This window comes from Amycolatopsis sp. lyj-90 (assembly GCF_046549035.1).
In the GTDB taxonomy this organism is placed as follows: Bacteria; Actinomycetota; Actinomycetes; order Mycobacteriales; family Pseudonocardiaceae; genus Amycolatopsis.
In genome coordinates, this window is the sequence record NZ_JAJPWP010000008.1 from 13,144 (window position 1) to 25,664 (window position 12,521).

13 protein-coding genes and 1 pseudogene are annotated in these 12,521 nt (G+C 68.0%); 4 read left to right on the top strand and 10 right to left on the bottom strand.

Annotated elements, in window-relative coordinates; all coding sequences use genetic code 11:
* Positions 1-5: 5 nt before the first annotated feature.
* Positions 6-479 carry a carboxymuconolactone decarboxylase family protein gene (locus ACLJPX_RS29150; protein WP_410603519.1) on the top strand — a complete coding sequence of 158 codons (474 nt, stop codon included), beginning with the start codon at positions 6-8 and terminating at the stop codon, positions 477-479.
* Positions 480-530: 51 nt separating this feature from the next.
* Here the strand turns inward: ACLJPX_RS29150 and ACLJPX_RS29155 are convergent, their stop codons facing one another.
* Together ACLJPX_RS29155 and ACLJPX_RS29160 are read right to left on the bottom strand one after the other, a co-directional pair.
* Complete coding sequence (locus ACLJPX_RS29155) at positions 531-2,270, bottom strand: BCCT family transporter (protein WP_410603521.1); 1,740 nt, start codon at positions 2,268-2,270, stop codon at positions 531-533.
* A 218-nt stretch (positions 2,271-2,488) separates the two neighbouring features.
* On the bottom strand, positions 2,489-2,632 hold the full coding sequence (locus ACLJPX_RS29160) for a hypothetical protein (RefSeq protein ID WP_410603523.1): 144 nt from the start codon (positions 2,630-2,632) through the stop codon (positions 2,489-2,491).
* Between the two features lie 87 nt (positions 2,633-2,719).
* Between ACLJPX_RS29160 and ACLJPX_RS29165 the strand changes: the two genes are divergently transcribed.
* Positions 2,720-3,694, top strand: coding sequence for a GlxA family transcriptional regulator (locus ACLJPX_RS29165; protein ID WP_410603525.1), 975 nt, complete (start codon positions 2,720-2,722; stop codon positions 3,692-3,694).
* Here the strand turns inward: ACLJPX_RS29165 and ACLJPX_RS29170 are convergent.
* The 4 genes from ACLJPX_RS29170 to ACLJPX_RS29185 are packed head-to-tail and all read right to left on the bottom strand — an operon-like array spanning position 3,684 to position 5,901.
* Positions 3,684-4,376, bottom strand: coding sequence for a hypothetical protein (locus tag ACLJPX_RS29170; protein WP_410603527.1), 693 nt, complete (start codon positions 4,374-4,376; stop codon positions 3,684-3,686). The genes ACLJPX_RS29165 and ACLJPX_RS29170 overlap by 11 nt on opposite strands.
* Positions 4,377-4,433: 57 nt before the next feature.
* On the bottom strand, positions 4,434-4,928 hold the full coding sequence (locus ACLJPX_RS29175; RefSeq protein ID WP_410603529.1) for a hypothetical protein: 495 nt from the start codon (positions 4,926-4,928) through the stop codon (positions 4,434-4,436).
* 10 nt (positions 4,929-4,938) lie between these two features.
* Positions 4,939-5,154: a hypothetical protein gene (locus ACLJPX_RS29180; protein WP_101612780.1), complete on the bottom strand. Its 216-nt coding sequence runs from the start codon at positions 5,152-5,154 to the stop codon at positions 4,939-4,941.
* A gap of 60 nt (positions 5,155-5,214) precedes the next feature.
* Entirely contained in the window at positions 5,215-5,901 is a 687-nt protein-coding gene (locus ACLJPX_RS29185; RefSeq protein WP_410603531.1) for a hypothetical protein, read from the bottom strand.
* 134 nt (positions 5,902-6,035) lie between these two features.
* Here ACLJPX_RS29185 and ACLJPX_RS29190 point away from each other — a divergent pair, with 134 nt between their 5' ends.
* Entirely contained in the window at positions 6,036-6,599 is a 564-nt protein-coding gene (locus tag ACLJPX_RS29190; RefSeq protein ID WP_410603533.1) for a TetR/AcrR family transcriptional regulator, read from the top strand.
* A gap of 19 nt (positions 6,600-6,618) precedes the next feature.
* A complete protein-coding gene (locus ACLJPX_RS29195; protein ID WP_410603535.1) occupies positions 6,619-7,815 on the top strand; it encodes an FAD-dependent monooxygenase in 1,197 nt (398 codons plus the stop codon).
* 35 nt (positions 7,816-7,850) lie between these two features.
* On the opposite strand, the pseudogene ACLJPX_RS29200 reads toward ACLJPX_RS29195, so the two are convergent.
* The 4 genes and pseudogenes from ACLJPX_RS29200 to ACLJPX_RS29215 all read right to left on the bottom strand — a co-directional run.
* Positions 7,851-8,000: pseudogene (locus ACLJPX_RS29200) on the bottom strand (HNH endonuclease); the annotation flags it as partial.
* 400 nt (positions 8,001-8,400) lie between these two features.
* A complete protein-coding gene (locus ACLJPX_RS29205) occupies positions 8,401-9,387 on the bottom strand; it encodes a 3-oxoacyl-ACP synthase III family protein (protein WP_410603537.1) in 987 nt (328 codons plus the stop codon).
* Entirely contained in the window at positions 9,384-11,180 is a 1,797-nt protein-coding gene (locus ACLJPX_RS29210; RefSeq protein WP_410603539.1) for a ThiF family adenylyltransferase, read from the bottom strand. The genes ACLJPX_RS29205 and ACLJPX_RS29210 overlap by 4 nt, the downstream gene beginning before the upstream one ends.
* 297 nt (positions 11,181-11,477) lie before the next feature.
* Positions 11,478-12,485, bottom strand: coding sequence for a hypothetical protein (locus ACLJPX_RS29215; RefSeq protein WP_410603541.1), 1,008 nt, complete (start codon positions 12,483-12,485; stop codon positions 11,478-11,480).
* Positions 12,486-12,521 lie beyond the last annotated feature (36 nt).

The window sequence follows — 12,521 nt, forward strand, 5'->3', positions numbered from 1 at the left end:
AACCCATGCAGGCACGACTCGAACTCTTCAAGACCGCTCTCGCGCCGAAGCTGGTGAAGCACCTCGTCTCGGCGGCGAAGGTCATCGAAGCCACGGAACTTCCTTTGGCGACAAGGGAACTGGTGAACATCCGGGCCAGCCAGATCAACGGCTGCTCGGGCTGTCTCGACATGCACACCAAGGACGCCGCGCACGCGGGGGAGACGTCGACCCGGCTGAACCTGGTCGCGGCGTGGCGGGAGGCGACGGTCTTCACCGAGGCCGAGCGCGCCGCGCTGGAGCTCACCGAGCAGGGCTGCCGCCTCGCCGACGGCAGCGGCGTCACCGACGAGGCCTGGGATGCCGCAGCCAAGCACTACGACGACGAGCAGCTTCTCGCGCTGGTGACGCAGATCGCGCTCATCAACGCCTTCAACCGGCTGAACGTCATCACCCGGCAGCCGGCCGGGAACTACCAGGTCGGCCAGCTCGCGCACTGAACACAGGAAGGCCCCCTTCGGAGCGAAGGGGGCCTTCCTGTACTTACGAAGTCAGGACTTCTGCTTCGACCGTCCGAGGATGCGACGGCGGCCGTGGCCGTTCGTGCGTTCCTCGTGCAGTTCCTTCAGCGACAGCATCATCGCGTCTTCCTGCTTCATCAGCGGGTCGTTGCGCAGGTCCTTCCAGACCGACGCGCACAGCCCGACCATCACGAAGACGAACGGCACCGCGATCAGGATGGTGAGATTCTGCAGACCGGTCAGCGCCTTGTCCCCGCCGACCAGCAGCATCACCGCCGCGACGGCGCCCATCAGCACGCCCCAGAAGATGACGACACCCTTCTTGGGATGCACGCTTCCGCGCTGGGACAAGGTGCCCATCACCACCGACGCCGCGTCCGCACCGGAGACGAAGAAGATGGACACCAGGATCATCACCAGGATCGCGATCGGGATGAACCACGGCAGGGTCTCGAGCAGTTCGAACGTCGCCGACTGGGCACTGCCCGCGCCCGCGATGTCCGTGCCCGCACGCTGCCTGCTGATCGCCGCGCCGCCGAAGATCGCGAACCAGATCAGGCTCACGATGCTCGGGATCGCGATGACGCCGAAGATGAACTGCCGGATGGTGCGGCCGCGGGAGATCCGCGCGATGAACATGCCGACGAAGGGCGTCCACGAGATCCACCACGCCCAGTAGAAGACCGTCCAGCCGCCGAGCCAGGTCTGCATCTCCTCGCCACCGGTCATCCCGGTGCGGCCGGACATCTCCGCCAGCTCGCGGAAGTAGTCGCCGATCGCGCCCGGCACGATGTTGAGGATCAGCACGGTCGGCCCGACCACCAGCACGAACACCGCGAGCACCGCGGCGAGCACCATGTTGATGTTGGACAGCCACTGGATTCCCTTGGCCACCCCGGACACCGCCGACGCGATGAACGCGATGGTGAGGATCGCGATGATCGCGACCAGGAGGCCCTTGCCGGGGTCGTCGATCCAGCCGACGGCGCCCATGCCGCCACCGACCTGGAGCGCACCGAGACCGAGGGAGGCAGCAGAACCGAACAGGGTGGCGAAGATCGCCATGATGTCGATCGCCTTGCCCAGCGGGCCTTCGGTGCGCCGCTTGCCGATCAGCGGCGCGAACACCGAACTGATCAACTGGGTGCGGCCCTTGCGGAAGGTGCTGTAGGCGATCGCGAGACCGACGACGGCGTAAATCGCCCACGGGTGCACGGTCCAGTGGAACAACGTCGTCGCCATCGCGGTGTGGACGGCTTCATCGGAGTTCGGGGCCGCCGTACCCGGTGGCGGGCTCGCGAGGTGGGAAACCGGCTCGTACACCCCGAAGAACATCAGGCCGATACCCATACCGGCGCTGAACATCATCGCGATCCACGAAGAGGTCCGGAACTCGGGCAGTTCCTTGTCCGCGCCCAGCGGGATGCGGCCGTAGCGGCTTATCGCCAGACAGACCGCGAAGACCACGAAACCGCTCGCGGTGAGGACGAAAGCCCAGCCGCCGTAAGGAATTACGGCGTCGTTGAGGAGGGTCGACGCGACATTCGCGAGGCTCTCCGGCGCGAGAACGCCCCAGACGATGATCGCGAGGGCGAGGGCCGCCGCCACACCGAAAACGGTCCGGTCGGTTTCGGCGGGTCGTTCGGAGGCGAGGGGGACGTGTTCGTCGGGGGTATGCCCCGGACCTGTCGTATCCGGTGCGTGGGCGAGGTCTGTCGCGGTTTCCGCGACGGCCCCTTCTTCCGCTTGTTTACCGTCCTGCGAACTCATGTTCAGCCACGCGCCGATGACGGCGCGTTTCTCCTTCCGCCCGAGTTAACCCGTTTGCACCACTGCACCCTAACCAGAAAACTGGTAACCGGCAGAAAATACGGGCGAAGAGGTTTAAACCCGTGATTGTGGGCCTGACCTCGGCGGATATCGGCTTCGTTCGCGCCTTTCGACGGGGGACGTGTCGCTCATGACACCGGGCCCCACCGTCGGCGGTCTCAGACGGTGGCGCCACCCCTCCAGAACGGGCGGCCGAGCGGGTCGCCCCCGGACGCGGTCGGGCGGCCTTGCCGTTCGTGGTTGCGCTCCAGGAGGTAGGTGACGAGGGCGATCAGGGCGAGGGTGACGATGATTGCGGTCATGGCAGTAAGTTTGCGCCACCCGACATCCTGCCAAAAGTGGCAGTCCTGTCGTTGTGCGTCAAAATCCTGCCAGCTATGCTCCCGGGCATGTTGAAGAGCGTCGCCGTGGTGCTGCTGGACGATTTCGCCGTCTTCGAGTTCGGTGTCGTCTGCGAGGTGTTCGGCTACGACCGCACCGACGACGGGGTGCCCTTGCTCGACTTCCGCGTGTGCGGGGAGCGGCCGGGAGAGCCGCTCAGCCTCGGGCACGGCGTGAAGATGACCCCGGAGCTCGGCCTCGAAGCGACGGAGGACGCGGATCTCGTCGTCGTCCCCGCCTGCGACGTGCGCGATGAGTACCCGCCGGCGGTGCTCGAAGCCCTCCGTGCTGCTTCGGCACGAGGAGCCACGCTGCTTTCCGTCTGCACCGGCGCGTTCGTGCTGGGCGCCGCGGGCCTGCTCGACGAGCGTCGGTGCACGAACCACTGGCGGCACAGCGCCGGGTTCCGGAAGCGCTTCCCCCGGGCGCAACTGGATCCGGACGTCCTCTTCGTCGACGACGGCGACATCATCACCAGCGCGGGGACGGCCGCCGGCATCGACGCCTGCCTGCACCTGGTCCGGCGCGAACTCGGGTCCGCCGCGGCCACCGCGATCGCCCGGCGCATGGTGGTGGCGCCGCAGCGCGAGGGCGGGCAGCGTCAGTTCGTCGAGGTGCCGATCCCGGAGTGCACCAGCGACAGCCTGCAGCCGGTGCTCACCTGGATGCTCGACACCATCGACCGGGAGCACCCCGTCGTCGATCTCGCCCGCCGCGCGCAGATGTCCGAGCGCACCTTCGCCCGCAAGTTCGTCGCCGAGACGGGGACCACGCCGCACCGATGGCTTTCGACGCAACGGGTACTGCACGCGAGGTCCCTGCTGGAGGAGACGACGATGAGTGTCGACGAGGTCGCGCGCCGGTGCGGTTTCGGCTCGGGAGCCCTGCTGCGCCACCATTTCCACAAGGTCGTGGGCGTCTCGCCGCAGGACTACCGCCGGACCTTCGCGCCCAGTCCACAAAGGACGAGCGTCAGAGCGTGAACACGGTGACGTATTCCGCGTCCCGCACGACGTAGCCAAACCGGGCGCGGAGTTCGCGCACGACCGCGCGCATGTGCTCGGCACCGTAGACCACGCCGATCGTTCCCGGCTCGTGATGCCGCTGCTCGTGCAGCCCGGCGAGCGCGTCCACGAGGAGCTTGTCGCGGCTGACGCTGATCAGGTCGTCGAACTCGGGCATGGCCTCGGCGGATTCGACCCAGGAATCGTCTTCGTCGTCGACGGTCAGGAACCGCGCCAGCATCCCGCGGGTGCCGAAGCCGCGCAGGAACACCCCCAGCGCGGGGGCGAGGACGGACATCATCAACCGGTCGCCGAGGGGGACGCGGCGCCAGCCCTCGGTGAACCCCGGTCCGTCCAGGTCCGGGCGGACCGTCGGCACGATGAAGGTGCCGGCCTTCAAGTCCTGCACCACCAGCCCGAGGCGTTTGTTCCGGGCGGCGAGCCGGTAGCTCGCTGTCAGCCGGGACACCGGCTTCGCGTCGCCGACCCCCTCGGCCACCACCACGTCGCACTCGTTCGCCTGTCGCCGCACGGTGTCGAAATAGGCCTGCGTCCCGATGTGCACCATGGGGAACAGCCGGAAATCGAGCGCCGATCCCTTGGCCCGCAGTGTCAGCACCACGGCACGGACGCCCAGTTCGTTCGCGACGATGATCTCCATGGCCCGCTCCTCCCCGTTCAGGGAGAACGCGCGGCGGGGGCGGAAGGTTGCCGTGGGTCAGACGGGACGTCGCCGCACGGCCTCGGAGATGTCGTAGGTCAGCATGGCGGCGCCTTCGGTGAATCCGTTGATGAGGATCTTCCGGCCGTCCGCGAGCTTGACGAGGCAACCGACATCGCCGCCGAGAGTCTTGGCGAGGATGTTGCTCTTGGTGTGGTCGACGACCACCTCGATCGTGTCCCACGGCACGACGGTGGTCGACCGGCGCCAGGTGTGCACGAATCCCCGCTCGTACAGTGTGAAGGTCTCGCCCTGTTTGCCGACGGCCTGCCAGCAGAGCCAGCCGCCCATCAGCATCAGCCCCAGCCCGCAGCCGATGACGAGACCGAGGAACACCTCCCCGCCGAAGACCCCGGACTCCTGTGCCATCAGGAACAGGACGATTCCGAAGAGGGCGATCGGGGCGCCGATCGCCATCGCGGCCAGCCCCCGGAGCGCACGGCTGCGGGAGTTCGTCTCGAAGCGTTCGACGTAGGCACCCAGTTCGGTCACCGAAAGGACGCTAACGACGGGCGTGGGGACCGGTCCCCTTGTCCTTCGAGGGCTTGTTGAAGAAGCCGAGGGACTGAGCCAAGGCCGCTCCGCCCGCCAGCACGCCGATCGGCAGGGTCTTGACCCAGAAGGCGCTCGCGTCGAGAGAGACCAGCAGCGCGATCAATCCGCCCGCCAGCGCGACCAGTACGAGCATTCCCAGCGCGACGCGGGGCTTCGAGACCATCTGTCCTCCAAAGTGAGTTCGGAAGAGCAAGCCTCGCGATGGCTCCGATGCGCAACGAGGTCAATTTTGCCGCGTTCGGTTCTCCGGAACGTCGCAGAGCACGACATGCAGCATTCCGCTGGGTACACCGCTGTTCGGGTAGTTGACGAATGTGGGGCCTAGGCCGACTTCCGCGCAGTAATGCCTCCCCGATGCTTCGTCGATCCGGGTCGGGCCGTTCTCGGCGACGTCACGCACGTTGTCGCTTTCGACCTCGAAGGCGTGGCGGCTGCCGACGAGGAAAAGGGTGTCCGCGGCGATGTCCGGGCGAAGCTGGTTCGGGTCGCCGCGGTACCCCAGGCGCTCTTCGCGGCCGAAGACCGGAAAGGCGTCCGGCGGCAGCTTCACCGTGTGAGGTACTCCGGCGCCGAGCCGGGCACGCACACTTTTCCACCGCGACAACGGAAACTGAAGACTGTGGTGCAGCAGGACCAGGTCAAGGGCGGGGCTGCCGCAGTCCTGTTCGCAGGCCGTCCGGCTCGCGCGGTAGGGGAGGTGGACCAGGCTGCGTGGCGAACGCGCCGCCAGCCACCACGCGGCGGCCAGCTCGCGCGCGGCCACCTCGTCCACGTCCAGCTCCGCGCCGAGCCAGCTTTCGCTCAGCGAGCCGTGCGAGATCGGGCGTGCCGGGCGGATGACGCGGTACTCGTCCTTGCCGAGGCGGACCTGACTGATCAGCGTGCGCCATCGGTACCCGTCCAGTTTCACGGTGCTTCATCCCTCCTCTCCGGCAACGGAACTGTAGGGATCGCGCGGTGCCGTGACCACCGAGTTTGCGGGCCGATCGGAACCGGGCGTACGATCAGGGCAGTCGTACAGGACGAACGCCCTAGGAGGCGATGGTGGCAGGCTCCCCGGCCGCGGAACGTGGCCGACTCGCGCGACGGCGACTGCTCGAAGCCGCGGTCACGCTGGTGCCCGAACTCGGCTGGTCCGCGGTCAGCACCCGGATCCTGGCCGAGCGCGCCGGGGTCACCCCGAGCGTCGTGCACTACCACTTCCCTTCGCTGCAGGCCTTGCTGATCGAGGCGGTGCTGGGCGCGATGGGCGAGGTCGCCGTCGCTTTCGAACCGGCGCTGGAAACCGCCGGGACACCCGAAGACGCGGTGGACGCGTTGTTCGCGTCGGTCGGCGAATACACCGGCACCGATCCGATGTCGTTGCTGTTCGCGGAGGCATACCTGGCCGCGACCCGTGACGACACCTTGCGCCAAGGCATCCGGGAGATCCTCGCCGGTCTGCGCGCCAGGTTCGGCGGCTGGCTGACGGAGCACGGAGTGGCCGACGCCGAGGACACGGCTGCGGTGCTCTTCGCCACGGTGGACGGGCTTCTGCTGCACCGCGCGCTCGAACCTGAGTCCGGCGGCGGTGCCACCTCGGCCGTCCTGCGCCGGCTGGTCCGCTGAATCGAAAGGGAGGGATTCCATGAAGGTGGCGATCTGCGGTGCCGGGATCACCGGGCTGGCGCTGGCGCACCGGCTCGCGGCGCGGGATGTCGAAGTCGTGGTGCTCGAACGTGCCGCGGGACCGCGGGAACAGGGCTACATGATCGACTTCTTCGGCCCGGGTTTCGACGCGGTCGAGGAAATGGGCCTGCTGCCCGAGGTCGAGGACGTGGCGTACCGAGTGGACGAAGCGAGTTTGCTGGACGAGCGCGGCCGCCGCCGGGCGGCGATCGACTACGTCCGCTTCGGCAAGTCGCTGCGGGGCAGGCTGTGCAGCATCATGCGGCCCGATCTGGAGCGGTTGCTGCGCACGGCACTGCCGTCCACAGTGGACGTCCGGTTCGGTTCCGGGGTCACGGGAGTCGAGGATCTCGGTGACCGCGTACGCGTGACGTCGACGGACGGCGAAGTGCTCGACGCCGATCTGCTGGTCGGGGCCGACGGAATCCATTCGACCGTCCGGCGGCTGGTTTTCGGTGCCGAAGACCGCTTCCTGCGATACCTCGGGTTCCACACGGCCGCGTTCGTCTTTGAAGACGAAGAGATCCGCGAGCGGGTGGGGGAGCGGTTCTGCCTCACCGACACCATCGGCATGCAGATGGGCTTCTACGGTCTCCGCGACGGCAAGCTCGCCGCGTTCGCCGTGCACCGCACCTCGGATCCAGTCCTGCCGCACGACGCGCGAAAGACCCTCCGCGCGACCTACGGTTCCCTCGGCTGGGCCGTGCCGAAAGCGCTCGACCTGTGCCCGCCCGCCGAAGAGGTGTACTACGACCAGGTCGCGCAGATCGAGATGCCGTCGTGGAGCCGCGGCCGGGTCGTTCTCGTCGGCGACGCCTGCTACGCTGTCTCACTCCTCGCCGGACAGGGCGCTTCCCTGGGAATCGCGGGCGCGTTCGTCCTGGCCGAACAACTCACGCAAGCACACTCGATCGAGGACGCCTTCGCGAAGTACGAAGAGCTGGTGCGTCCGGTGGTGACCGAGAAGCAGCAAGTCGCCCGCCGCGGAGCGCGCTGGTTCCTGCCCGCGAACCGGTTCCTTCTCCAGGCACGCCGGGTCTTCCTGCGCGCGGCAAGGCTGCCCGGCCTCGAACGCACGCTCGCGACCGCCGTCACGGGCAAGTCGACGGCGCTGGTGACGAACCTGAAGCAGGGGACCGAGATCCGGAGCCGGTGAGCCGGGTCCCGCGTGGCAGAGGAGCTCAGGTCGGCCTATGCCCTGAGGTGCATGGTGTTGCGCCTCGGTTGGCCGGTGGGGTCGAGGTAGGCGGGTGCGGTGAATTCGGGGAGGCCGTCTTGGGCTATGACGACCTTCCATTCACTGTGATGGATGAGCCGGTGGTGCTTCGTGCACAACAGAACCGCATATTCATGTAGTACACATTCACGCGACAATTCCGCTCAGCGAGTGCGGAGAGGGCCGCCTCGTGAGTGGTAGGGACGGTTAGGGCCAAGGGTGTCTTAGGTACCTACTGGATTTTGCGTGCGAGTGTTCGCAGGTTCGCGACACCCGGACTGGCTGGCGCATCCCCCACGAGACTCGACCTGTCACGTCACCGCCGCTCTGGCGCGGCCCGAGTACATGAAGGCCCCCTTCCTTGCGCCTAGGTACAGGAAGGGGGCCTTCATGTACTCGGGAAGGTGTGAAGCTGAGTCGAGGGCAGGGGTCCTTCACGGACCTGCGACCAACCCAGCCAGCAGGTATCTAAGGCCCCTTTGGCTCGAACCGTCCTTACCACTCACGAGACAACCTAAAGCGCCCCTAAGCCCTGAAACACAAAGTGCCCCACTGAAAGCCCGCCCCGATCGCCGACACCACGAAAGCGTCGCCCGGCCGCACCGAGTCCTCCGAGAAACCCTTGTGCAGCACGGTGAACACGCCCGCCGAGCCGGTGTTGCCGAGCCGGTCGACGGTGATCGGCGCGCGGTCGCGCGGCACGCCGAGTTTGTCCATCGCCGCCTGCACGATGTTCAGGTTGGCCTGGTGGAGGAAGAAGTGGGTCACTTCGTCCACCGTCAGCCCGGCCCGGGCGGTGGCGTTCAGGACGCTGTCCGGCAGGCATCGGGTGGCGGTGTCCCAGACGGTCCTGCCGTTCATTTTGAGGTAGTGCCGCCTGTCCGCGAACGTCGTCGCCCCGGCGGGCTGCCGCGAGCCGCCTGCCGGGATCTCGACGTCGTAGGACAGTTCGGCGCCGAAGTCCCAGCCGAGCAGTCCGGCGCCGGGCGCCGTCGCCCTGGTCAGTACGGCGGCACCGGCGGCGTCACCGAAGAAGACCCGGGTGGTGCGGTCCTCCGGATCGGTCACGCGGGACGCGCTGTCGGCCGCGATCACCAGGACCCGTTCCGCCGCACCGGTTCGCACCAGCAGGGAGCCGAGGAACAACGCTTGGACGCCGTTCGCGCAGGCCGCCTGCGTGATGTCGAAGGTGAGCGCCCGGAACGCGCCGAGAGCCTCTTTGACGATCAGGGCCGTCGACGGCAGCGGCTGGTCGTAGGTGTAGGTCGCGACGATGATCGCGTCGACGTCCCGCACGGCGCATCCCGCGGCCGCGAGCGCGGGATGCGCGGCGGCCACGCACATGTCCGAGGTGGCGAGATCCGGGGCCAGCCAACGGCGTTCCCGGATCCCGGTGCGGTTCACGATCCACTCGTCGGAGGTGTCGAGGGTTTCGGCGAGCCGCCGGTTGGTGACGACGTCCGGTGGCAGGTGGACGCCGGTGCCGGCGATCCGCACGGGAAGCGCGGTCACGTGACGGTGCTCCGTTCCGGGCTCAGCTGGCGGTCGAGGTCGGTGTAGAACCGGCCGGACGCGCACGGCAGGCCGAGCAGGATGCGCCGCGCGGCCTCGCCGCAGAGCGCGCCGCCCAGCGCGACCCCGGAGGCCAGTTGGGGCCAGCTGCTCAGTGTGCGGCCGAGTTCACCGAAGGAGGCGGCCAGTTCCGGGCTGATCCTTTCGGCGTCGACCATGGCGAGGATCAGGTCGACCTTCTCCTGGTGGCCCAGCTCGGCGACGTCCACGGATTTGATGTCGCCGAGCAGGCCGTGCAGCAGTGGCCGGTCCGGCTCGAGGTCGAAGCGTTCGACGTCGAGCATGCCGCGGTCGTTGCAGTCCATGACGACCGGGATGCGCAGGTCACGAGCGTATTCGCGGGCGGCGATCTTGACCCACGGGGTGTCGCACTCCTCGATCAGGAGGTCGATCCCGCCGGTGAAGAACGCCTCGATGTTGTCCTCGGTCAGGCCGCCCCGGTGGATCTCGATGTCGAGGTACGGGTCGATCTCGAACATCTGGCGCGCGGACAGGACCGCTTTGTTGACACCGAGTTCGTGCACGCCCGCGCGCAGCCGGTTCAGGTTCGAGAGACTGAAGTCGTCGAAGTCCGCCAGCGCGTAGGCGCCGCCGATGCCTTCGAGCGCGAACGTGAGCGCCGCGCTGTTGCCGACCGAGAGACCGATGATCCCGATGCGCTTGCCGAGCAGGCGGCGCTGTTCGGGCCGGTCGACCTTGCCGCGGTTGCGATCCGTGCGCACGAGCCGGAATTCGTCACGCGGCAGGACGTGCACGAGCCGCCGCGACCACGGGTACCAGGCCCATGTGCCGTACTCCCAGTGCGCCAGCCCGGCGAGCTGTTCCCGTTTGCGGTCCTCGATCGCGGCCGTGTCCCGGCACCACGGTTCGCGGCTGCGGATCAGCTCGGCGAGCTGCTCGTCGATGGTGTCGTGGATTTCGCGGACGTCACCGGAGGCCAGCAACGCCGTCAGGGCGGCGAAATCCGCCGGATCGCGGGGTGCGAGCAGGGTCGGACGCCACACGTCGCGATCGGGTCCGGAGGCCTCGGCGAGCGCGGCGGGCGCGGGCCTGCCCGAAGGCGACCCGGTTGTGAGCACGGCCGGTGTGGAAGCGGCGATCCGAGGGAATGCGTCCCGTAGCCGGGTGACGAGTTCGTGGTGGCGTCCGGCTCCTTCGGCGACGCGATGGAACATGATCACGACGTCTTCGGTGTACTGCTCGACATAGCGGCGAGTGCCCGGCATGGCGCGGAAACCGAACTGCTCGTGGAAGCGGTCCTGGCCGTCCTTCGTGCCCGAAGTGCCGATCATCGCGTGGGCGCCGAGGTGGTGCGCGGCGCCGATCGCGAGCGCGTTGAGGTACTGCCCGAGCCCGAGTTTCCGGGACCGGTGCTCGACGACGAGCCGACTGTGCTCGAAGACGTGACCGGGCTCGATGCCTTGTGCGGCAAGCAATTCCTCGTACCGTCCGGTGCCGAGGTAAGCCCGCGACTGGAAGCTTCCGCCGGTGGCCGGGGTGGAGAGCCGGATGTAGCCGAGCGGCGGGCCGTCCGGATGCTGCCGCGCGATGAAATGCCAGGCCCCGAAGTCGAGATCCTGGTCGTCGGTGTGCGAACCGTCCGCCCGGCGAAAGGCCGGACGGCGGCCGCGGTCGAACAGGATCCGTGCGCGGAGTTCGCGTACGGAGTCGAGCAGACAGGTGTCGTCCCCGAGGAACGCGGTCACGTTCCACGGGCGAGTGAGCTCCGTCAAGTGATGCCTTTTCTGAGGAAATTGCCGGAATTCGGCGAGATAATCGTGGGAAATATTCGGAAACGCTACGGAAACCGAACTAGCACGGACTGTAGCAGCGCGACGACGGAGCGTTCCGAACGCACGTCACGGCACCGCACACGCACGAGCGGGTGCGGCAATCGTTTACCGTCGGAGACTGCGACACTCCGTCACGATGAAGGGGTCGAATTCGGTGATCCGGACGCGATTCCTACCCGATGGGGTGGCGCACCGTTTCGCAGTGAAAGCACGCCCGTCGGGTCCTGGTGATCGACGTCACAGCAGGTGGGTGATGTTCAGCCGGTACCAGGCGTCGTCGGTGACGAGGTGCAGGACCGGGCCGCGGCCGATCATGCGATACCGCTGGGGGAGCGGCTCGCCACCGGGAAGCGCGATCCGGTGTTCGCCGATGATCCGGACTCGGCCGTCCTCCAGCCGTGTCATGACGAGCCTGTCCCGCTCGGGCGAGTAGCCGCCGCAGAAGGCGACGTGCCCACCGGAGACGGCGAGCGCCCGGGCACCGCTGATCTCGTTGTCCCACACCGTGACCACGCCGTTCTCGACGCGCGCCAGGGGGAACTCGCCGTAGTAGCAGAGCCAGGCGGTTTCCTCGTCGACGTTGAGCGCGTAGCAGTCGTCGATGCTGTCCCAGGCCTCGCCTTCGTAGGGGAACCACCAGTCGGGGGAGAGGTCCGGGGTGTACCGGACCAGGCCCGCGTCGCCGAGTGGCGTGGGGCCATCGTCGATGGTGCCCCAGCCGAAATTGCCCATGACGCCTTCGTCGAAGTAACCGACCCAGATGTTCCCTGCCCGGCTCGGCATGACGTGTTCGATGCCGTCGCCGAAAGTGCTCCTGGCGACGATGGTCCCGTCGGGCTCATAGAGGACGGCGTTGCGGTCCGCGCCTTCCGGCCGCCATTCCGCACGGGCGCCGACGATCAGGATCCGCCCGCCCGGCATCGCGTGGGCGCTCGGGTTCGCCACCGCGAGTTCGGCGATCTCGGCCACCAGACGGGTGTCCGGCGCATGACGGGTCACTCGCGCCGGGACGGGTCGCGAGGGCCTGGTGGTCGGGAAGATCGCGCCGCCGGGGCCGGTGACGCGTCCCGCGACGGCGTCCACGTCGGCCTTGGCGGCCCACAGCGCGATCAGCTCGCCGTCGAAATCGACCGAAGCCGACAGCAGAGCGTCGCCGGGGACGGCCGGGACCAGCCGGGCACGCCGCACGAGCTTCAGCGTCTTGCCGGACTTCTTCCCCTTGCGCCACCAGTTCACGACGATCATCACAACAGCCGCCGTCGGCGCGTGCCAACCGAATTC